Below are 21,203 nucleotides of genomic sequence, written 5' to 3'. Positions count from 1 at the left end.
AATATGGCTTCGGTACAGAAGTAAAATATCGTGTGGACACAGGATGGTGCTGGTAAAGAAATAAAAACTCCTAATATGGAACAAGAATCTGTATTTATTATATGATGATTTTGTAGGAGAAAACGAATATGAACACCAAACGTATACTCTTACTATTGCTCGTACTTTTGCAGCTGGCTGTTTACGCTCAAACAAAGGGCACAATATCTGACGAGACAAATGGAAGCGTAAAAAGCGGCATGCCGAAACGCGAATTCGTTATTGCTTTTCACGCAATTGTAAATACCGACAAAACGGGTAAAAATCTGATAAAAGAACTGCCCGGTTTACAAAAACGGGGAATCAACACGCTTTTTCTTCAAATAGGCTACAACTATCAATGGAAAAGCGATCCGAAACTCTATAACAAATACGTACTTTCAGAAACCGTCGCACGCGAAATTGCCGCCGAATGCCGCAGGCTTTCCATCGACCTCATCCCGGAAATAAACTGCCTCGGCCATCAGTCGTGGGAAAACGAAACCTTTGCCCTGCTCAAAGCTTACCCCGAACTGGACGAAACGCCGGGCCTCTACCCCGGCAATAAGGGTATTTATTGCCGAAGCCTCTGCTCTTCCAATGAAAAAGTTTACACGATTTTATTCGGTTTAATCGACGAAATTACCGAAGTTTTTTCGGTAAAAAAAATACATGTCGGCTTGGACGAAGTGTTTTTAATCGGTGAAGATGCCTGCCCTCTTTGCCGCGGAAAAGATAAGGCTGAGCTGTTTGCCGGTGCCGTGAACAGACTCTACGATCACTGTGTCAAAAAACGGGGACTTACAATGTATATGTGGGGCGACCGCCTCATCGACAGCGAGGATGAACAGAGCGGTTATAAGGGTGAATACGAAAGCTCATGTAACGGTACCGCAGCCGCCGTCAACCTTATTCCCAAAGACATCATCATCTGCGACTGGCACTATGACGAGCTGGAGCGCTACGGCTCCATTCCGTTTTTTTTAAACAAGGGCTTTCGCGTCCTGCCGACAAGTTTCAAGGGGATTAAAGCGGTAAACGCTCTCATCGACTATTCGCTTTTATACAAGGCGAATCCTGCCATGCTCGGGCACATGTACACGGCATGGGACAATTTTACAAACAAAAATCTCTCACGGTATAAACCGATGGTTAAAACAATCGAAAAACTGATCCGGCCGTAGGCGTACAGACGCTCGTCTTATGAATTCATCTTGGACGAAGGTGAAAAAGAAAAAGAGCTGGTTGAAACTGCCTTAAAAGAATATGTTCAAATAAATGATATTTCAAATGCGTCACAAAGAATGGGATATAGCCGCCCTGCCGTATTTTGGGAACCGAAAGATAAACTGTTCCGAGCCGGAGTGCGGTTGCAATTCCGATATATTAACCCGCATTTTTTTTAAATACGGCGGCATGCTTCCGAGCGATTTTCAAAAAAACGTACTACAAACTCAAGTTTCCTTCCATGCCTGAAAAATCTATTATGCGTTGTGTGCCGTTTTTAAAGACCAACGTTACAGGGCCGTACCCCCCGCATTTTTCTTTATCCGTGTAGCGTATCGCTTTTAACGGGAATAAATCGGCGTCGGTAAAATCGGCATCGTCGGTTTTTGTCAACACTTGCGACATAAGCACGTAAGGCTCGTAGCCGTATTGACGTTTCCGTTTGAGGTATGCGTAGGGCACAATACTTTTGATGCTGTCAGCATTTGTGTGTGCGCTGCGTTTAATGCCGATGCCGTCCCAGCCGGCAAAAACGGTAAAAGCAAGTTGTCTGGGCTTTCCTAATCGGTCGCAACCTTTTAAAATAACGGCTTTAGCGTCGCCTTTGGTTTTATACGTTATTTCGGTGCCGTTATCGGGAAAACCGTACGCACCGAGCGTTAAAGACAAAGGCTTTTGAAAAAAACGCATTTTGTCGGCACGGAATATGCCGTAGGGCACGACAAAGTCCGCCAAATCGATTGCCGGCATCCACAACTCTTCTTTTGTGTCGGTAAAGCCGAAAAAACTGCGGCGGTACAGCACTTCTTGCCGCTCGCCGCTCCACAATAAGGCGTTGGCGCGGCTGTATGTGTCCGACGTTTTATCGTACAGCACATACTGTTGGGACTCCATGTCTTTTTTGTTTGAAGCTTCCCACGGGAATTTCGTGTTATAGCACAGTTTTGCATAATTCCACAAACCGTTAGTATTGTTTTGCGCTTTTATAACCTTTCCCGTGCGCAATTCGGTTGTGCCGTTTGCTTGATGATTGGAAAAACACAAAGCCGGAGCGTTTAAAGCCGTTACTTTAGTACCGCGTTTTTCCAATGTTTCCCAGCTGCCGTTGTTTTCTTTTGCCGTCCAAAAGGGATGATTTTCGGGTAAGTACAGGCATAAAAATGCTTTTGCAAGCCAAAAAGGCGATTCGGCACACGAATAATTTTGCACCATAGGCACAAAGGGGCCGTAAAAACCGAGTACAGGCACGCCTTTATACCATAAATCTTTTCTGGTTATAAATTGAAGCAAAGAGCCCGAACAAATTCTGCGCGCCAAGCCCGGATCGGCTTCGCTGTGAGCGAAAAAAAAGTTTCCCGCTAAAGGCGAAGTTGCGGCATTGCGGTAAATGGTGCTTCTTCCCCACATATTGGTCCAACCGTCTTTATCAAAAAAATCGGGATATGTTTGCATAAGGCAATTTGCATTTTCTTCAAAACGCGAAGCAAGATACGGTTCGTTTTTATAGCCGTACCAACGGTTCCACAAAGCGGTATATAAATTAAAGGCCCAGCACGAATAATAATCAAAGCTGTGTCCGTCGCGGTACCAGCCGTCGCCGGCATAGTAATTCAATATGGTTTGCGCGTGGTCCCTCATAATATCTTTGTCTATGCTATAACCTTCCATGTGCAAAAATGCCATATCGAGCATATTAAAAAGACGCCAATTGTGCGGTATGGTTTTTTCGTGTGCATAGCCGCCGATAAAATCGGCAATGCGTTTTTTTTCTTTTTTAGTGTACGTATCCCATATAACTTCTTTACACACCCACAGGCAAATAACCAAAGCGGCGGTTTCCACCGTTTGCTGAAAGGCTGCCGACTGTGCGCCGCCCGATTTTTTTTCGATTTCTTTCATGTGTTGTATGTCGAACACCCACAGCGGATCGGCTGCCGTACACGCTTTTAGCACGTGCGCTTTGTAGTAGTCTTTAAGGCGGAAGCCGCAAATTTCCAAATCCGGCTCTATGTGCAATAGGGGAGCTGTCAAAAAAAACGAGCGTGCCAAACCTTCAAAATATTCAGCTTGTACTTTATGCGCCGGACTTTCTTTGTTCGGATAACTTACTTCGGTTTCGCAGCGCGGCATTATAACCGGGGAATTAAAATCTTTTATATTGGAGAAGATCCCTTTTAAAAAATGTTTTGCGGCATCTATCCATGACGCGCGCGTCAACCCCGTGTAGGGCGACAGGGTAAAATCAAGATGTGTCGGTTCCCATTCATAGTGTGCCATAAATTACCTCTCTTGCAGTGTGATTTCAAATTCGTCTTTTTGTTTTTTTATCCATGTAACAAGTTCTTTTTCCAAACGCTGTGCAATTTCCTTTGCTTTTCCGTTGTGTATATTCAAGGGGTGCATTTGAAAAGGGTCTTGTTCGTTATCGTATAAAAAACGGGTGAATAGGCTTTTCGGCTCGTAACCTGCATCCACAACATAGGTGTACCGTGCGGTATGCACCCCTCTCCAACCGTGAGCTTGCGGATTTTTTTCTGCCACACGGTATTTTTTTAAGTATTCGGCATTCCCCGGACATCCGCACAAAAAACACATTTTTTCCGGCTGTTCTTTTCCCTGCAGCACGGCTTCGCTGCAATCCGTTCCTTCTACGCTTGCAGGTATATTAAGCTGCAGCATACCCAATATCGTCGGCATCATATCTTGGCTTCCCATGCATGTACTGCACGTGTGTGCTTTTACTCCGGGAAAATGTATGATATACGGAATTTTTACCGATTCTTCATACCATACATGTTTGCCGATAAGTCCGTGCGAGCCCATCATATCGCCGTGGTCTGCGGAAAGAATAACGACGGTGTTTTCATATAAATTTTGTTCTTTGAGGTACTGAATTAAACGGCTGAATTGTTCATCCAAACCGGATATGGCGGCATAATAATCCGTAAGAGTGGAATTAAAAGAAGCTTCGTCTATGGGAACTTTTTCCCCTGTGTGATGATATAAAAAATCCCCCTGTATTCGTACATTTTTTCTTGTGCTTGGTTTGTGCTGAGCGTATAAACTCCTATATTTTTCCGGTACCATATTGTACGGGCTGTGCGGCGGATTCCAAGAAAGAAATAAAGCAAAGGGCTGCTCGGTATTTTTTCTTTCCTGTAAATAGGAAAGGGCAACGGATGTTTCATGCTCGGGCGACCATTGATCAATATCTATTTTTTTAGGACTGTCTTTCCAATAATGGGGGTGCAAGTGATCGTCCCATGCTCCATACGAATACCAAAAATCAAAGCCGTGCCGTCGTTTCCCGGGCGGAGTAAAAGCGTCCCATGCTTGTGCATGCGATTTTGGGTGTGCGCAGTGATTTTGCTCCGGTTCATCCAAATGCCATTTTCCGATATAACCGGTATGATAGCCTGCATCCTTTAATACTTGAGCTATTGTTATTTCCGAGTCTGAAAGTCTTAAGGGCAGCCCTGTTTTGCAATTGGTAAAAAATCCGCAAGAAAGCGGGTATTTACCCGTTAAAAGACTTGCGCGGTGAGGGGAGCACAAAGGAAACGTACTGTACGTATGATCGCAATATATCGACTCTCGGCAAAACTCATCCATGTGCGGCGTTACAACCGGCTCTTCTCCGGCATAGCCTAACGAACTTGCACGCCATTGGTCTGCAAATACATACAATAAATTTTTTCTTTTCATGTTTAATGTGCTCCGTGTAAAATACCTTTAAACTGCCGGTAGTATTTTTATACTATTGTAAATACCGTGTCGGTATTTGCTTTTAATATGTCTTCATTTAAATAAATACCAAAACCGTGACAGTCTTTAGGAGTAATGGGGTTATGCGAACTATCTGTAGGAATACTTATTACTGCTTTATAGTAAAAATCGCTTTCTTCGGCTTTTTCCGTTGCTTCTACCCATGCTGCTTCCAAGCCGACGGCAAGCTGCTGCCACACCGAAGCTGCAGGACCTACTAAACTGTCATCCCCCACCATAAGCTGTGCTCCCAGTTGTTTTATTTTGTGTGCAAGTGCCACGGCATCTAAAATTGAACCTGCCGAATCGGGGTGAATGTTATAAATACGTCCCATACCCGGTACAATTGTTTTAATCGCTTCTCTTGACGGGCGCAAAGGGTAGTCGGGTATTAAATGCAAAGTTCCTACTTTATTTTGAAGAGTTACCCAATCTTTCAAAGGAATGTAAGCCGGATCTTCACATGCACTCAGACCTTCTTTGTGCAGCATTACTAAATGTTCTGCTATATCATCTAAATCCGCCGTATCACCGGGCATACGGTAACCGCCGTTTACATCGCCTATAAGGTAAGTGTTTTTTCCGCTTGTATACTTTCTGATTGTCCGGATAATGGAGCAATCCGTTTTTTCGTTTCCGAACAGTTTTACTTTTATAAAGGTGTCTTTACCCTGTTCAACCGCCCAACGGGTTTTTACGGCGATATCGTCCGTATCATCGCTTAATATAACGTATACGCCGTTTACCGGTTTTTTTCCGCTTAAACCCAATAGCTGCACGGCGCTTTGTTTAAGTATTTTTCCTGCTGCATCCAACAGCGCCGTTTCGGTCATTTCGGTAAAATGTTCCGCCCAGTCGCCTCTTTTTTTTCTGGTATATACAAGAGCTTGACTTATCATTTTTCCGATTAAAGCACGGCAATGCTCTATACATTCATCCAAAGATATATCCGGTTTATTAACGCTGATAATGCTTTCGCCGAAACCGGTTTCGCTGTTGCTTTGAATTGCCAGTATAAGGTGCTGCCGGCTGGTCCATGTGCCGAAGCTAAAACATTTGCGTGCGTAGATATTTTTTAAATACAGCCGAATTTCAGTAACGGGGCTGTGTATATTACGCAAAACCTGCGGTATGTTTTCGTCGAAAGCCGAATTGCCGTTTGATGTTTCCATTGATTTCCTTAACCTTTAATACCGCCGGTTATACCGCCGATAATTTTTTTCGATAAAAATAAATATAAAATAAAAGTCGGCAAAAAAACGATAATAACGGATGCAAATAAGCCAGACCAATCTCCGCTATATTTCATACCGTTAATCATGGAAAATAAGCCTAAAGCTACGGGGCGCAGTTTATCCGAATTAACGAACAGCAAAGAAAGAAAATATTCGTTCCAAATGTTAATAAAATTAAATATAGTTACCGTTATTATGCCGCCTTGTGCCAATGGAAAAATAATTTTCCAAAAGGTGCGAATAGGGTGACAACCGTCGATAGCGGCGGCTTCTTCGTACGTGCTCGATATATTGGCAAAGTATGCCATTAAAAACGTTGTTGTATAGGGGATTTTTACACTGGTAAACAGGGTAATAAGCACAATCCGGTTTGACAAAGGGGCTTTCAGTACGCCTGTTTGCGCTATGATGGTATACAAGGGTATGATTATCATAACGATGGGGACTCCCATTGTCGCCGCCAAAGTCGAATAAATAATCTTTTTGCCTCTAAAATTAAAACGCTGTAATGTATAAGCGTACGGAGCACAGATTATAATAAGCAATATACAGGATATCGTTGCGTAAATGAGCGAATTAGTAAAAAAAACGGAAACGTTTGATGATATCCATGCTTTTTTATAGTTTTCCCAATGTAATCCCGAAGGGAATTTCAGTACATTGCCGGAAAAAATTTCGGAAGTTGTAGAAAGGCTTGCCGACAGCACCCAGCCGAGCAATATAACCGTAAAAAGTACCCAGCCTATTAAAACGATATAGCCGGGTAAAAGTTTTATGGTATTTTTATAAATCGCCGTACTTTGTTTTACATGCATATTCTAAAACTCCAAATCGTCGTCTTTTAGCAAAAAATTTGACAGCTTGAATATCGTAACCACGGATAAACATAAAATAACGCCGATTGCCGCACCGCTTCCCGCATTTCTGGAAACAATGTCAACGCTTTCGGCTCCAAACAGTTTTACGTACATGTACACCATCGGAACTATCGTCGAAGTATCGGGAGTTAACGGCGAAAACAGTTGAGACCAAATAAAAAATCCGGCAATACTGATTGACCACATAATAATATTTGTTCTTAAAATTCCTTTTAACAACGGCAGTGTAATGTGAAAAAATTGTCCTGTTTTGCCCGCACCGTCTATGCTTGCCGCTTCATAGTAATCTTTGTTAATTCGCTCAATGCCGCTTATCCATATAAGCATATGGTGCCCGATCATGCCGAAGCAATAGGAAAGCAAAAGAGCCCAAAATTTATGTTCGCTGTCCAGCCATTGTATTTCCGCTATGCTGTGTAATCCTATACGGTTAAAAAAAGTCGTTAAAAATCCGTAAGAAGAATTAAATACGTATTGAATCCACATGGTAGCCATAGCTACCGCACTGATGACATTCGGAAGGTAAATAACCGCTTGAAAAAAATCTTTTCCTTTTACTCCGCCGGTTAAAATTACGGCAAGCAATAAAGAAATACCCAAGGTAAGTGCCGCACCTATAGCCCATATATTTAAAATATTGCGCATAGCTTGCTGAAATAAGCCGGTGCGGAACAAACCGAGATAATTACCGAGCCCGTAAAAAGACCACTTGGATACGGGATCGGTAATTTCTTCAATAGCAAAAAAGCTCATAATTACTGTTCGGATAATAGGATACACAAATCCTCCAACGAACAGTACAGTGCCGGGAATAACAAAGGTCAAAATCATACTTCTGTTGCGTTTTGTACAATTTTGCATTGTAATGATCTCTGTTTTATTTTGCGGCGCTTTTCATATTCGCTACGAATTCTTTTGCTGTCAGTTTTCCTGCATATAATTTTTGAAGGTTTTCTTTTAATGCAGGGGTAATGTCGGGGTTGCTTTGTATGCCGCCTGCAACGGTAAAAATTTCGCTGCAGTTATCGAAATACGGTTTTACGTCTGCAAGCTGCTCGGGCCATATTTTGTTTTCCGAATCTGCAGGAAGTCCGATACTTTCTTTTGCCAGTTTTGCATCATATTCGCCGCGCGTCAGTTTTTCGATTAAGCCGAAAGCCGCTTCCGGATTTTGACACTTTGAAGTAATGGCAAAACTTTGAGCTCCTATAACCATAGCTTCTGTGCCGTTAATTCCGCCTTCTACTTCCGGATAGTTAAAAAAGCCCCATTCAAAGTCGCTTCCCGTAATATTTTTTACTTCGTTAACCAAATACGTGCCGACGCAGTACATGGCAACCTTTCCCGTTGCAAATTCCGTATTTTGTCCGGTAGGCCATACATTTGAACCGACCAATTTTGAAAAATAACCTTTTGCCGCCAGCTGTTCAAAAGCTTGTGCAGCCGCCAACACTTCGGGCTTGTCCCATCCGTTATTGAGTACTACATCCGCTACATTCTTTGAGCCCATCAATCTGGCTAAGTGAGTGCCGAAAGCTTGGGGGGTATACGCATCGTCGGTGGTTAACGGAATAAAACCGGCATCTTTTATTTTTTTGCACGCGTCCAAAAAATCGTTCCAATTTTCCGGTGCTTTTTGAATTCCTGCTTGCTTAAATATTTTTTTATTATACAGGTATGCGTTTGCTTTGAATTGATAGGGAATTTCTTTTAAAACGCCGTTAGTATAGCTTCTGGACAGTTTCATCATAACCGGATTTGTACGTTTTTCGTAGTCGGCTTTTTTTACCAAATCTTCCAAGCTGATGGTGCGTTCTCCGTAATTGCTTTTATTTTCTTGTCCTTCAAATAAGTCTATTTGCTGATTTGCATCCAAAGCGGGAATTAAACCTTCTTTTATACCCCGTCTTCCTTTGAATTCCAATTCAACTTTTATACCGGTTTCTTTTTCATATGCTTTTACGGTTTCCGCTATTACAATACCCTGCGGTTCCGTAGCTTCCCAGTTCGACCAGTATACGAGTTTAACACCGTCATACTTTTTACCGTTTCCCTTAGCGGCGCTGCTTTGCCCTTTTGCGCTGCAGCTTGTCAAAATTGTAAGTACCGCTGCAACTGCAATTCCGATGAATACAATGTTTTTTTTCATGTTTTCCTCCTCCTTTACAAAAGCTTTTAAAGATTTGACGGGCTGTCGAAAGAGCAACCGGCTTTTGAAACAGCCCTAAAATCCGTTTTCTAAAAACTTTTTACCGTGCCAGCCAGCCGCCGTCGACTGCAAGCGTAAAGCCGTTTACATAGGACGCCGCTTTTGAGGCCAAAAAAACGACCGCTCCTTTCATGTCGTCGGGGGTTCCCCATCTTCCGGCAGGGATGCGCTCTAAAATAGCGGCATTGCGCTTTTCATCTGCGCGTAATGCTGCGGTATTGTTTGTTTCCATGTAACCGGGGGCGATAGCGTTTACCGTTATGCCGTACTGCGCCCATTCGTTTGCAAGCGTCATCGTTAAGCCTTTTACGGCGCTTTTCGAAGCGGTGTAGGACGGAACCCGTATGCCGCCCTGATACGAAAGCATGGAAGCGACGTTTATAATTCTGCCGCTTTTTTGCGCGATAAAATGTTCGGCTGCCGCTTGCGACAAAAAAAACAGGGTTTTTAAATTGGTATTTAAAACATCGTCCCAATCTTTTTCGGAAAAGTTGATGCTGTCTTCACGCCGGATAATGCCGGCGTTGTTGATTAAAATATCTATGTGACCGTACGCTTCAATCGCTTTTTGAACGATGAGGGACGCGTTTGAGCTTACCGATAAATCGGCTTGTATGCCGACAAAACGTCTGCTGCAGTTTTTTATAAGTTCCGGTGTATCGCCCGCATCGCTTCGATATACGCCGAAAATATCGGCGCCTGCTTCGGCAAGCGCGCATGCCATGCCTTGTCCCAGTCCGGTATTGCATCCGGTAACGATTGCAACTTTATCGGTTAATTTAAAATCGTCTAAAATCATGCTAACTCCTTGAGGTATTTTTGTCGAACATTTAAAAGCTCTGCACAAATAGCGCGGAGCTCCGAAGAACAGCCGCTTTTACTGTATCAGCGCAAGTCGGTTGTTTTAATGCCGTCCATGTCGTCGAATACGCGATTTTCGCCTGCCATCGCCCAAATAAACGTATAGTTTGAAGTGCCGCAGCCGGAGTGGATTGACCAACTCGGAGAGATGACCGCTTGTTCGTTTTGCATAACGATGTGGCGGGTTTCCTGCCCTTCGCCCATATAGTGGAACACGACATTGTTTTCGGGGATATTAAAGTAAAAGTAAACTTCCATACGCCGCTCGTGTGTGTGTACAGGCATGGTGTTCCATACCGAACCGGTGTCCAACGCGGTGCAGCCCATCGAAAGCTGGCAGGTTTCCAATACGGCGGGGTGAATAAACTGATAGATAACGCGCTTATTTGAAGTTTCCGAAGAGCCGAGCGCCACCTTGTTCGCCGCTTCCTGCGTAATCAGTTTTGCAGGAAATGCTTTGTGTGCAGGGGCGGAACACATGTAGAATTTTGCCGGTTTTTGTCTGTCGAGGCTTTCAAATTCGACTTTTTTTGTTCCCATCGGAAGGTATAAACCGTACAAGGTTCCCATATCATATGTTTGTGCCGCCCCTTGCGCGTCCGTTACATACACGGTTCCTTCTCCGCCGATATTGATAATGCCCAGTTCGCGGCGTTCTAAAAACGTATGTACGCCGAAGTTTTTCCAACAGTCAATATTTTTTTCAATGTTAAGCTTTTGTGTTTTAGGTAAAGCGCCCAAAGTAACCACGCGGTCTACGTGGCTGTATACGGCGGTTACATCGTCTTCTATAAAAACTTTTTCGATTAAAAATTCGTTGCGAAGTTCTTGCGAAGTGTACCGTTTTACATCACGTTGATTTACCGAATAGCGAATGTCCATAATTGCCTCCTGAATAATAAATGTAGTATATATTAAATTCCGGACATTTTCAATTCATTTAAAAAACGCTCTCTTATGTTTAAAATGTAGGCTGCACTTGCAGGAAATTCGTCAAATTGCAACGCTCTGTTCAGTCCGTCTTCAAGTACGGCAAGCACGCGTTTTTTTCCGAGCTTTTTTTCCATTTGTTTTAAAAACCATCTGTCTTGCAGCGCTTCGTAAAACACTTTTAAACGAATCGAGGCAAGCGTTTGCGTTTTCCCCGGATACACGCTAAACGTATCGCCTGCCGGAAAAGCTCCGAGCGCGTCGGTAACGGTAAACGGGTCGATCAATGTTTTTGAATACTGGCTGTAATAAAAATTATAGCCCCAATGTAAAAAACCGTCGATGTCGAACTTATACAATAGCACGCCCAAAATCCTGTTACGCCACGAGGGCATGGCTAAAAAACGGTTGCTTACATTTACGTTTTGGCTGCAGCAATAGTATGTCCACAGCGGCTGTACTTTGTGTTCTATAAAGGGTGCGATTTTGTTAACTGCCGGCACCGGTGTATGAGCAATTCCTTTTTCAATAAATTCGTAATCCGACAGCGCATCTATAATCGGGTAGTTTCCGATATATTTTTTTACGATGCTTTGCGCATACGCATAGCGTTGAATGTCTTCAAGGTGAGGCTCGTCGGATACGTGAAAATATGCGTGTTGTGCAAAGCCGGCTTGTTCTATTTCCTGTACCAAGCGCGGCAAAAACACCGATAAAAATTGCTCGTAAGCGCCGTCATTTGCTGCTGTGTGACGGTCGAACAATACGGTGTGCTTTCCGTCAACGCGCGCTTCTATACGTACCGGATGATGTACCCCCCATTGACTGAATAAGTGTGCTATTTCCAAATACTGTACGCCGTATTTTTTTGCCAAAAAAGCAAAACGGTGAAAACGTTCAAACGAAAACGAATATACGCCGTCCGTACAGTCTATATCTACCAATTGCACCGTTTTGCGCTCATCGCCGGTATACATATCGAGCGGCGGGGTAAAAACAGGGGTCAACAGCATAGAAATACCGTGTTCGCATGCGGTTTTTACAAATTGTTCAATACGCTGCCAATGGCTTTCCGAAAAAATTTTATCTTCGTAGTAATCGGCTATGCAGTCGAGGTGCAGCCATTGGGTATACTTAAAACAGTCTTTTTGTAAAACTTCTTCGGCGATGTGCAGCGTAAAAACCGAACGGCTTTGTATGTTGTCGTCGCAAGCGTATGCGTTTACAACGATTTCATAAAGTCCGCTCTGAATATCTTGGGGTATGTCTACTTGAATCCACAAACATTCGGCGTATTCGGTAGTTAAAACCATTTTTTCTTGCAATACGCCGTTTTCGGTTTTAATAGGGTAGAGTATATCGGGAAACAAACCTGCTTCGGTTGTAATGTAATTTTGATCGCAACGGTCTTTGCGGGCGGTATAACGTCCGCAAACCGTACCGACTCGGTATACGGTGCAGTAATCGAGCAGTTTTGATTCTATGCTGATTTGTGCAAAAGAAGTGCAGTGTTCTTCTGCTTTTACTTGCAGTACGGCTTGATAGGAAAAACGTTCTCCTCTAAGCGCCGTAGCACTGTCGGTTTGTTCTTCATGCATCTGTCTGCTTGTCATAATTTTTTCAAGCGACGAAACGTTGTAGATTTTTATTTCTTTTGCTATAACCATAACCGAGTCCAGTATCATTAATTTTTGTTAAAACGATCGTATGCTTTTTGATACAGTGCTATAAATTTATCAAGTCCTAATTCTTTTAAGCGCTTTATGTAAGTGTCCCATTCTGCATTGATGTCGGAAGCGCCGAGTATCCATTTTTGTATGTATTCGCTCGTTGTTTGATCGATGGCAGGTTTTATTTTTGCTATTTCCGCTTGTTCTTCCGGCGAAAATTTGAGTATGGGAATTTCGGAAACAGTACCGTTGTTTTCCATGTATATTTTCCATGCTTCAAGCGCTACGGCATTGGCGGCAGTTGCAAATTCATATTCGGCATCTTGATGTACGCCGATACCCGAAACTTGCGCGCCCGCTTTATGCAGCACTTGCAAGGGGGTAAGATTTTCGGAATTTTTTAATACGTAATCGGTAAACTGCGGCTTGCCGTTTACCATAGTGTAATGCTTGCCTTCAATACCCCAGTTCCATGTACGTCTGCCTTCTTCGGAAAACCACCAATCCATGTATTTGATGGCGGCAACGGGGTCTTTTGCCGTAGCGCTGATACCCCATGCCCATGAAACCGAAGTATTCCGTTTGGGGCTTTTAGTAATTAATTTACCGTTTTTATCGCGAAGCGGCGGTATTGCTTTAAACTCAAAACCTGCAGGTGTGTCGTTTCGATAATTATAGCCTGAAGTGGACGCCGGCCAGTCAAAGGTTGCCGTTCCCAAATCGGTTGGAAGCAATTGGTCGCGGGCTGCCCAGCCGCGTGTAAATATTTCTTTATCTACCAAACCTTTTTTATACCATGATGCCATTGTTTCAACCGCTGTTTTAAAGGATGGCTCAAGTACGTTATGTTGTATTTTCCCGTTTTCATCAATATAAAAAGAGGTTATGGAGCGTGCTCCGAGCATGTTCATGCTGTTGCGCAAGGGTGTTTGAGTTCCGGTTCCCCTGCCGAATAAGCCTATTTCATCTTTTTTACCGTTGCCGTTTGCATCACCGTTTACAATTGTTGTTAATACTTTTTCCATTTCTTCAATTGTTGACGGTACTTTTAAATTGAATTTTTTAAGCCAGTCGGTACGGATAAAAATAGTAGTGGTTACGTTTAGTTTATCATAATCGTAATAGGTAGGAAGGGCATATATTTTTCCGTTGTATGCATACATATCTTTTGCCAAACGCGGATGTTCTTTCATAAACCGTTTGATATTCGGCGCGTGCTTTTCGATTAAATCGCTTAAGTCGATAACGGCACCGTCTTTAAATCCTAATAGTTCAAGGTCGCTTATGGTATAGCTTATAATATCGGGCAAATTGCCGGACGCTATCATTAAGTTAAATGCTTGTTTTGAATCGGTATTGTTTTTTGAAGCTGTTCCGGTAAGCGAAATTCCTGTTTTTTCCGCTGCATAACGGTAAATGTCCCAATTTTCATCAAAAACTATACCGTTAAATACCAAATGCATGCTTAATTGTTTTGAATTTCCCGCTTTAGCGCTTTCAGAGCCGCCTGCAGCAAATAAAAGACCTGCACAAGTTACAAGTACTATCAGTACTGCAATTTTTTTTCCCATCGTTTTCCTCCGATTGTCCGTATTCTTTGGAACTTTAGTATGAGATGTCTTATTCCGTCTGTCAATACGTATTTTTACGAAGTGTCGATATTTTTTACGATATAACAGATGTTTTATGTACTTTCCGTTCCGTATACTTCGATTTGAGTCAGTGCGGGAAAGGGTGAATCGAGCGTTTCGTCTTTAATAAGTTTTCCGAAAGTTATATATGTTGTTTTTTTCGGAAGGATTTTGATTTCGTGCGGTAAAATGCTTTTTTCCAAAAAAAACGTTTGTGTACTGCCGTCTGAAAAACCTATTTCTATTTGTTTCCAATAATTGTCGTGGGGAAAATCGGCGCGGCAAACCAATACGATTTTATCCGTGTATATTTCGCGCCCGAAGTCAAGCGTAAGCAAAGCTTCCGGATCGCGGTTGATACCCCACGATTCGTAGGGCCATTTGCCGTGCGAACGATTTTCGCAATTGCCGTTAATTGCATTGCGTGCGGCAAAAACTGATTCTCCGCGCGTTTCGATATTGGCTTTTGCATGTGGAAAGCAGGCAGTGTTTGTGTGCGTATCGTGGTCGTTTAATGCAAGGTTTTTGTATGTTTCGATTTCTTCAGGCCGAGCTGCACGGGCTTTTAGCAAATGCAGATTACCGGTGAAAGTTTTGGGGTCGTAAGAAAAGCGTTTTTCTCCGAACGGAATTTCGTATACAAACGTATGTTCTTTTATATACACGAACGCGGGGTTTAAAACCGTATCGAATTGAATAACCAAAAAGCTTTTTTTTTGCGATACGGAAAATACAATGCAGTCGCCTTCTGCGTATTCGTTTTCATAAACCAAGTGTACAAAATCTTGTCCGCTTTGTTTTGCGAGAACTTCACCGCTTTTGTTTTTAATTTCAAATGTTAATGTGTTTTTCATTTTTATCCTTTTACGGCTCCTAAAGTGATGCCTTTTCTAAAAAATTTTTGTACATAAGGGTATACCAACATAATGGGAATAATCGACAGTACGATAACGGCATAGATGATAGTGTCGGAAGAAGCGGTTCCGGCTTTATTCATTAAAGAGCCGGCTTCAGCCGTTACGTTTTTTTCTACAATCAGTTTTTTTAATAAAACTTGCAGCGGCGCTTTTTTATCGTCGGTAAGCAATATCATTGTCCAAAAATAACCGTTCCAGCGGCTTACCGCATAAAAAAGCGCTACCGTTGTTAACGCCGAGCCGGACAGCGGTATGTATATTTTGCGTAAAATAGTCCATTGTCCGGCTCCGTCTATGCGTGCGGATTCTTCCAAAGATTTTGGCACTGTTTCAAAAAAACTTTTTAAAATAATTAAATTAAACGTATTTACGCTAAAACCTAATATAACCGCCGTGTACTTGTTTATTAAATGCAAGCTGCGGAAATTTAAATAGCGCGGTATAAGTCCGGGATCAAACCACATAACGACAACAACTGCTATTATTAAAAAAGTACGTCCTTTTAATTCCCGTTTGGATAAAACATAAGCTCCCGTAACGGTAAAAAACATATTGACAATTGTTCCGATTGCGGTAATGTGAATGCTGTTCCAGTACGAAAGCCAAAAATTCGGAATGCGTATAGCTTCTTTGTACGAATCGAATGTAAAGCCTTTGGGAAATAATACGATATCGCCGAGCATAAGGTGCACGGGTTTACTCAACGATGCAGAAAAAACGTATATGATAGGGTATAAAAACAGTATGCTTACCGTAATTAAAAAAACGGTATTACATGCATAAAATATAGTTTCATCCATACCTTTGCGAACTTTTTTTTGTATACGGCTTTTATTCATAGCGATTCCTTTTTTTTACCATAAGCTAATTTCGCTTATTTTTTTGCTCCATTTATTGGAACTGTACACTAAAATAAAGCCTACTATGGCGTTAAACATACCTACTGCGGTAGCAAGTCCGAAGTTTTGCTGTTCCATACCCAAGCGGTATACGTATGTGCTTATAACGTCGGATGTAGCATAGGTTGCCGGCTGGTATAAAAGCAATACTGTTTCAAAGGCGACATTCAGCATACTGCCGATTCTTAATACGAGCATAACCACAATAGTAGGAATAATCGACGGTATGGTTATGCGGATAATTTGCTGCCATTTGTTTGCGCCGTCGATTTTGGCGGCTTCGTACAAATTTTCATCGATTGATGTAAGAGCTGCAAGATAAATAACCGCATTAAAGCCGGTATGTTTCCAAATGCCCAAGCCGGTAAATATCGGAGGAAACCATTCGGGTGCAGCTAAAAAATATGTCCGCTGTCCGCCTGCTTTTTCTATCAAGTGATTAATAATACCAATTGAAGGAGAAAGCATGTTTATAAGAATACCGCACGCTACTACAACTGCGATAAAATAAGGCAAAAACGAAGCGGTTTGTATAATTTTTTTTAAATACCGGTTGCGCACTTCGTTTAAAAGCAAAGCAAATAAAATTGCAAAGGGAAACGCTAAAAACAAAGCCCATAAATTCAATACGAGCGTGTTTTTTACCGTAGTATAAAAATAAGGGCTGCTTAAAAAATCGGCAAAATTTTTTAGTCCGACCCATGTGCTCCCCCATATGCCTTTAAAAAGACTGTAGTCTTGAAAAGCGATTAAAAGACCGTACATGGGCTTGTATTCGAAAATAACATACCACAAAAAACAGGGTAAAGCGATTAGATATAAAGTTTTTTGGTCGCTGTTTATTTTGCTTTTTCTTTTGTTTTTTTGCATATTATTTCCGTATGCCGTTTACCAATACGGCTGCCATGTTTTATACATACGCATTAAAGCTTCAAAATAATAATAATCACCCCACGAACAAAATTCGTCTATACCTTTGCCTTGGGGGAGAGCATAAGTTGAATGAGCTAAAACTCCGTCTTCGGTGCTGTCGGTGCTAACGTACAATTCGTTCATATTTTTTACCATTGCATATACGACGTTTTCATAAAAACCGCGCTTTTCATCGGTAAGCGGAAGATATTTAAGCAATTCCAAAAGCCCGCACACTACAATTGCCGCAGAAGAGCTGTCGCGCGGTTCATCCGAACCATTTGCAATCGACAAATCCCAATAGGGAATAAGATCGTCCGGTAGTCTGTTTAAAAAATACGCAGTTAACTTTTGTACCGTTTCCAAAAGCGAAACGTCTTTTGTATATGCGTAAGACAGCATAAAGCCGTATACGCCCCATGCTTGTCCGCGCGCCCAGCACGAGTCGTCCGATTTACCTTGGTGCGTTTTACCGAACTTCGGTTTTCCCGTTTCAACGTCCATATAAAAAGTGTGAAAAGTGGATGCGTCTTCGCGGATAATGTATTTTTGCGCATTTTTTACGTGCGTGTATGCGATTTTTTTATATTCGCCGTTTCCCGTTGTTTCGCTTGCCCAATACAAAAGCGGTAAGTTTAAGTTGCAGTCTATAATCATGCGTCCCTGTTGTTCAGGATCGTTTAAATCGCCCCATGCTTGAATAATGCCTGCATTTTTTAAATAACGCGTACATAAAAAATCGGCAGCTTCCAACGCGGCTTTTTTTGCCGTTTCGTTTCCGTATACTTTGTAAGCGGCAATGCAGGAGAGGGTGTATAAAAAGCCCAAATCGTGGTGCTGAACGTCTTTTCCTTTGCGTTCTATGCGTTCTTTAAATGAAAGCACGTGTTTGTCCGCAAGCGCGCGGTATTTTTCGTTGCCTGTGTATTCATAAGCAAGGTGGAGCATGCCTGTCCAAAAACCGGTTGTCCATTCTATGTTTTCAATAACTTCGTATTTTCCATTTTCGCTTGCGCAAAAGGGAAAGCGTTCGCCGAAGCGCTCCATCATTATATCTATCTTTTTCAGCACTTTGCTAATTGCTTGTTCAATATACGCTTTGTCGAGCTTTTTACACAAAAAGCGTTCGGGATTTTTAATCGGTTCGGTTAAGATGTTTTTCATAAGTAAAATGCCTCCGGTATGTTTTACGTGTTTTACGGCAGTATGTGCAGATTTGAACTGTCGAATGTCAAAAATGCTTTATCGCCTGCACGGTAGATTTTTTTATTTTGCGGATTATAGTCGGTAATTTTTACCGTTCCGCCGTCTGTTTGCGCCCAATAGTATTGATAAGCGCCCATAAAAGTAGAAAGGCTTACTTTACAAGGAAGAATTCCCGTATCCGATAACGACACCGATTCGGGGCGCAGTACGATTTTGCATTTTGAACCTTCTTGTAAGTTTTCGTTTGCCGCAGCTTGAATGCGCGAATTGCCGACCGTAACCGAAGCGGTTGCACCGTTCAAAGAAACGACCGTACCGTCCAAAAAATTTACTTCTCCGATAAAGTCGGCGACGAATTCACTGTTCGGTTTGTAATAAATTTTTTCGGGGCTGCCGATTTGCGCAATGACTCCTTTGTGCATAATAATTATTTCGTCGGATAAGCTCATCGCTTCGGCTTGATCGTGGGTTACGTAAATTGCCGTTATGCCGACCGCTTGCTGAATCTTTCTGATTTCCGTTCGCATTGCGACGCGCAGTTTTGCGTCGAGGTTAGAAAGCGGTTCATCGAACAGCAAAACGCCCGGCTCCACCACCAAAGCGCGCGCCAATGCAACCCGCTGCTGCTGACCGCCTGACAGCTGATTGGTCATGCGCTCTTCCAAGCCTTCCAGTTCAACCAGTTTAAGCATGTCGAGCACGCGCCGGCGTATTTCGTCATTGGGTACTTTGCGCAGCTTTAAGCCGTAGGCAACGTTGTCGAATACGTTGTAGTGCGGTAAAAGCGCATAGCTTTGAAAAACCATCGCCGTGTCGCGCTTGTTCGGCGTTAAAGCGTTGATGGCTTGATCGCCCAAATATATTTCGCCTTTGTCCGGACTTTCAAAGCCGGCAATCATACGAAGCGTCGTAGTTTTACCGCAGCCGGAAGGTCCCAGCAGCGTTACAAAACTGCCCGGTTTTATGTTAAGCGTTACATCGTTTACGGCAGCGAATTCCTTTTTGGTTTTCGGATCGCGGTAGATTTTTGTTATATGTTCAAGGCGTACGCCTTTTGAAGATTTTTCCATTTGTCTCCCCTTTACCGCACGGAATTACGACTTTGTTTACTTGTACCGAATTTTTTTAACAGTATATTCATAATGACGATAGCCGTGTATGTAATCAGTATTAAAATAGTGGCATAGGTGCAGGCAACGCCGTAATTTCCTTTTTCCGCATGTTCGTTTATGCGTACGGTTATTAAAAGATATTTGGGGGTTACCAGCAAAATAATTGCCGAAATTGCAGTTATGGAGCGCACAAATGTGGTTACCAAGCCGCTAAAAAAAGATTCTTTAATAAGCGGAAGCGTAACCGAAGTGAATACTTTTGCGCTGTTTGCTCCCAAATCGTATGCGGATTCTTCAATTGATTTATCTATTTGGCGCAATGCCGCTATACCGCTTCTGGTGCCGACGGGAAGCGAGCGCACGATAAAGACTATTACCAATATGGTGCCCGTTCCATACAAACCTTGCAAAAATCCGCTGTGGAATAATCCGCTGTTAAAGCCGCGTATAAAGCCGACACCTAAAACGGTTCCCGGAACCGCCATTGCAAGCATAGCGGTAAATTCCATAAGTGCTTTGCCTTTAAAGTTACGTTTTACAACTAAATACGAAATCATCATAGACAAAAGAGCGGTTAAAGGAGAAGCAATTAACGAAAGTAAAATGGAGTCCGTAAAAACGCGGTAGCCGTTATTTTTGAACACGTAATGGTACCATTTAAGCGACAGCGAAAAATCGCGTCCCCACAGTTTAAATAGCGAGCCAAAAGGTACCAAAGCGTACATAATCAGAACAAACAGCGTAACGATAATGCAAAAAGCGATGAGCGGAATGCGTACGCTTTTATCGTTCATAAGCAGCCGTTCGCGTGAAGCTTTGCCCGTTAAAGTCGCGACCGATTTACGCTCCAAATAGTATTTTTCCATAAGGAACAAGCCCATAGATATGGTTAAAAGCACAACAGCCATTGCTGCAGCACCGCTTTTATCGTACGCGCCGGTCAGCTGAAGGTATATTGAGGTTGCAAGTGTATCGTAGTTACCGCCGATAATCATCGGGTTGGCAAAGTCTGCAACCGATTCTATAAACGTAATAAGAAATGCATTGCCCAAACCCGGCAGCAAAAGGGGCAGGGTAACCGTTTTAAATACATGCCAGCGCGAAGCGCCTATGTTGCGTGCGGCTTCTTCAAGCGAAGGGTCTATATTTTTAAGCAAACCTTTGAGCATAAGATAGCATACCGGAAAAAAAGTTAGTGTTTGCACGAGGGCAATGCCGGGAAGTCCGTACAAACCGGTGCTGTTTAAATTGAGCCAGTGTCTGGTAACGATTCCGGTTCTGCCGAATAAAAGAATTGCCGAAAGCGACAGTACAAAAGGCGGCGAAACAACGGGTAAAATCGAAACGGCGTTAAACAGTCCTTTGAGCGCTTTTGAACCGGTATTAACGTACGCATCTACGTATGCAAATAAAAAGCCTATCAAAGTTGCCGTAATGCCGGTAATCATTCCTAAAAACAGCGTATTGGTTATAGCTGTTCTAAAGGAATGCATTTGCAATACTCTAAAAAACACGGACAGCGAAAAGCGCTCATCCACATACATACTGTCGACTAAAAGTATACTTAACGGATAGAGAATAAAAAATATTAAAAACAAAAAAATACCGACAATAACCGTTATTAAAAACGGGTCGGCAAACAGTTTTTTTCTGTCGAGTTCTTTTCGCTGTGAAAAAGACATAAAGCTTCCTGTATTGTAATACGAGGATGTCCGAAAATTTTAGTTTTTAAG

The 21,203-nt window shown here is 42.5% G+C and carries 17 protein-coding genes; 1 reads left to right on the top strand and 16 read right to left on the bottom strand.

Annotated elements, in window-relative coordinates; translation table 11 throughout:
- Positions 1 to 128 precede the first annotated feature (128 nt).
- A complete protein-coding gene (locus HMPREF9193_RS09320) occupies positions 129 to 1,202 on the top strand; it encodes a family 20 glycosylhydrolase (RefSeq protein WP_021687878.1) in 1,074 nt (357 codons plus the stop codon).
- Between the two features lie 262 nt (positions 1,203 to 1,464).
- Here the strand turns inward: HMPREF9193_RS09320 and HMPREF9193_RS09310 are convergent, their stop codons facing one another.
- The 16 genes from HMPREF9193_RS09310 to HMPREF9193_RS09235 form a co-directional block, all read right to left on the bottom strand.
- A complete protein-coding gene (locus HMPREF9193_RS09310; RefSeq protein ID WP_021687876.1) occupies positions 1,465 to 3,522 on the bottom strand; it encodes a DUF2264 domain-containing protein in 2,058 nt (685 codons plus the stop codon).
- A gap of 3 nt (positions 3,523 to 3,525) precedes the next feature.
- A complete protein-coding gene (locus HMPREF9193_RS09305; protein WP_021687875.1) occupies positions 3,526 to 4,950 on the bottom strand; it encodes a sulfatase family protein in 1,425 nt (474 codons plus the stop codon).
- A gap of 47 nt (positions 4,951 to 4,997) precedes the next feature.
- Complete coding sequence (locus HMPREF9193_RS09300) at positions 4,998 to 6,182, bottom strand: enolase-like domain-containing protein (protein WP_021687874.1); 1,185 nt, start codon at positions 6,180 to 6,182, stop codon at positions 4,998 to 5,000.
- A gap of 8 nt (positions 6,183 to 6,190) precedes the next feature.
- Positions 6,191 to 7,060: a carbohydrate ABC transporter permease gene (locus HMPREF9193_RS09295; RefSeq protein WP_021687873.1), complete on the bottom strand. Its 870-nt coding sequence runs from the start codon at positions 7,058 to 7,060 to the stop codon at positions 6,191 to 6,193.
- 3 nt (positions 7,061 to 7,063) lie between these two features.
- Positions 7,064 to 7,876 carry a carbohydrate ABC transporter permease gene (locus HMPREF9193_RS09290; protein WP_245565503.1) on the bottom strand — a complete coding sequence of 271 codons (813 nt, stop codon included), beginning with the start codon at positions 7,874 to 7,876 and terminating at the stop codon, positions 7,064 to 7,066.
- 124 nt (positions 7,877 to 8,000) lie between these two features.
- Entirely contained in the window at positions 8,001 to 9,272 is a 1,272-nt protein-coding gene (locus tag HMPREF9193_RS09285) for an ABC transporter substrate-binding protein (protein WP_040848077.1), read from the bottom strand.
- A gap of 100 nt (positions 9,273 to 9,372) precedes the next feature.
- Positions 9,373 to 10,131, bottom strand: a complete 759-nt coding sequence (gene kduD, locus HMPREF9193_RS09280) for a 2-dehydro-3-deoxy-D-gluconate 5-dehydrogenase KduD (protein ID WP_021687870.1) — start codon at positions 10,129 to 10,131, stop codon at positions 9,373 to 9,375.
- Positions 10,132 to 10,217: 86 nt separating this feature from the next.
- On the bottom strand, positions 10,218 to 11,075 hold the full coding sequence (gene kduI, locus HMPREF9193_RS09275; protein ID WP_021687869.1) for a 5-dehydro-4-deoxy-D-glucuronate isomerase: 858 nt from the start codon (positions 11,073 to 11,075) through the stop codon (positions 10,218 to 10,220).
- Between the two features lie 32 nt (positions 11,076 to 11,107).
- Positions 11,108 to 12,790 carry a DUF4091 domain-containing protein gene (locus tag HMPREF9193_RS09270; RefSeq protein WP_040848205.1) on the bottom strand — a complete coding sequence of 561 codons (1,683 nt, stop codon included), beginning with the start codon at positions 12,788 to 12,790 and terminating at the stop codon, positions 11,108 to 11,110.
- 17 nt (positions 12,791 to 12,807) lie between these two features.
- Positions 12,808 to 14,364 (bottom strand): extracellular solute-binding protein, encoded by a 1,557-nt coding sequence (locus HMPREF9193_RS09265; RefSeq protein ID WP_021687867.1) that lies wholly within the window; start codon positions 14,362 to 14,364, stop codon positions 12,808 to 12,810.
- A 113-nt stretch (positions 14,365 to 14,477) separates the two neighbouring features.
- A complete protein-coding gene (locus tag HMPREF9193_RS09260) occupies positions 14,478 to 15,278 on the bottom strand; it encodes a hypothetical protein (protein WP_021687866.1) in 801 nt (266 codons plus the stop codon).
- A 2-nt stretch (positions 15,279 to 15,280) separates the two neighbouring features.
- Positions 15,281 to 16,180, bottom strand: a complete 900-nt coding sequence (locus HMPREF9193_RS09255; protein WP_021687865.1) for a carbohydrate ABC transporter permease — start codon at positions 16,178 to 16,180, stop codon at positions 15,281 to 15,283.
- A gap of 15 nt (positions 16,181 to 16,195) precedes the next feature.
- Positions 16,196 to 17,110, bottom strand: a complete 915-nt coding sequence (locus HMPREF9193_RS09250; RefSeq protein ID WP_021687864.1) for an ABC transporter permease — start codon at positions 17,108 to 17,110, stop codon at positions 16,196 to 16,198.
- Between the two features lie 18 nt (positions 17,111 to 17,128).
- Positions 17,129 to 18,316 carry a glycoside hydrolase family 88 protein gene (locus HMPREF9193_RS09245; protein ID WP_021687863.1) on the bottom strand — a complete coding sequence of 396 codons (1,188 nt, stop codon included), beginning with the start codon at positions 18,314 to 18,316 and terminating at the stop codon, positions 17,129 to 17,131.
- 32 nt (positions 18,317 to 18,348) lie between these two features.
- Complete coding sequence (locus tag HMPREF9193_RS09240) at positions 18,349 to 19,428, bottom strand: ABC transporter ATP-binding protein (protein WP_021687862.1); 1,080 nt, start codon at positions 19,426 to 19,428, stop codon at positions 18,349 to 18,351.
- An 11-nt stretch (positions 19,429 to 19,439) separates the two neighbouring features.
- The gene (locus HMPREF9193_RS09235; protein ID WP_021687861.1) at positions 19,440 to 21,152 is read right to left on the bottom strand and encodes an ABC transporter permease; all 1,713 of its coding nucleotides are present in this window, start codon (positions 21,150 to 21,152) and stop codon (positions 19,440 to 19,442) included.
- Between the last annotated feature and the right edge of the window lie 51 nt (positions 21,153 to 21,203).

The sequence above is a fragment of the Treponema lecithinolyticum ATCC 700332 genome (assembly GCA_000468055.1).
Lineage (GTDB): Bacteria > Spirochaetota > Spirochaetia > Treponematales > Treponemataceae > Treponema_C > Treponema_C lecithinolyticum.
This window is presented reverse-complemented; position numbering and strand designations above follow the sequence as displayed.

Excerpts from the sequence above, each read along its gene's own strand:
- HMPREF9193_RS09320 (WP_021687878.1), top strand. The coding sequence starts at position 129 with ATGAACACCAAACGTATACTCTTACTATTGCTCGTACTTTTGCAGCTG.
- kduD (WP_021687870.1), bottom strand. The coding sequence starts at position 10,131 with ATGATTTTAGACGATTTTAAATTAACCGATAAAGTTGCAATCGTTACC.
- HMPREF9193_RS09235 (WP_021687861.1), bottom strand. The coding sequence starts at position 21,152 with ATGTCTTTTTCACAGCGAAAAGAACTCGACAGAAAAAAACTGTTTGCC.
- kduI (WP_021687869.1), bottom strand. The coding sequence starts at position 11,075 with ATGGACATTCGCTATTCGGTAAATCAACGTGATGTAAAACGGTACACT.
- HMPREF9193_RS09285 (WP_040848077.1), bottom strand. The coding sequence starts at position 9,272 with ATGAAAAAAAACATTGTATTCATCGGAATTGCAGTTGCAGCGGTACTT.
- HMPREF9193_RS09250 (WP_021687864.1), bottom strand. The coding sequence starts at position 17,110 with ATGCAAAAAAACAAAAGAAAAAGCAAAATAAACAGCGACCAAAAAACT.
- HMPREF9193_RS09300 (WP_021687874.1), bottom strand. The coding sequence starts at position 6,182 with ATGGAAACATCAAACGGCAATTCGGCTTTCGACGAAAACATACCGCAG.
- HMPREF9193_RS09290 (WP_245565503.1), bottom strand. The coding sequence starts at position 7,876 with ATGAGCTTTTTTGCTATTGAAGAAATTACCGATCCCGTATCCAAGTGG.
- HMPREF9193_RS09265 (WP_021687867.1), bottom strand. The coding sequence starts at position 14,364 with ATGGGAAAAAAAATTGCAGTACTGATAGTACTTGTAACTTGTGCAGGT.
- HMPREF9193_RS09240 (WP_021687862.1), bottom strand. The coding sequence starts at position 19,428 with ATGGAAAAATCTTCAAAAGGCGTACGCCTTGAACATATAACAAAAATC.
- HMPREF9193_RS09310 (WP_021687876.1), bottom strand. The coding sequence starts at position 3,522 with ATGGCACACTATGAATGGGAACCGACACATCTTGATTTTACCCTGTCG.
- HMPREF9193_RS09260 (WP_021687866.1), bottom strand. The coding sequence starts at position 15,278 with ATGAAAAACACATTAACATTTGAAATTAAAAACAAAAGCGGTGAAGTT.
- HMPREF9193_RS09270 (WP_040848205.1), bottom strand. The coding sequence starts at position 12,790 with ATGGTTATAGCAAAAGAAATAAAAATCTACAACGTTTCGTCGCTTGAA.
- HMPREF9193_RS09245 (WP_021687863.1), bottom strand. The coding sequence starts at position 18,316 with ATGAAAAACATCTTAACCGAACCGATTAAAAATCCCGAACGCTTTTTG.
- HMPREF9193_RS09255 (WP_021687865.1), bottom strand. The coding sequence starts at position 16,180 with ATGAATAAAAGCCGTATACAAAAAAAAGTTCGCAAAGGTATGGATGAA.
- HMPREF9193_RS09295 (WP_021687873.1), bottom strand. The coding sequence starts at position 7,060 with ATGCATGTAAAACAAAGTACGGCGATTTATAAAAATACCATAAAACTT.
- HMPREF9193_RS09305 (WP_021687875.1), bottom strand. The coding sequence starts at position 4,950 with ATGAAAAGAAAAAATTTATTGTATGTATTTGCAGACCAATGGCGTGCA.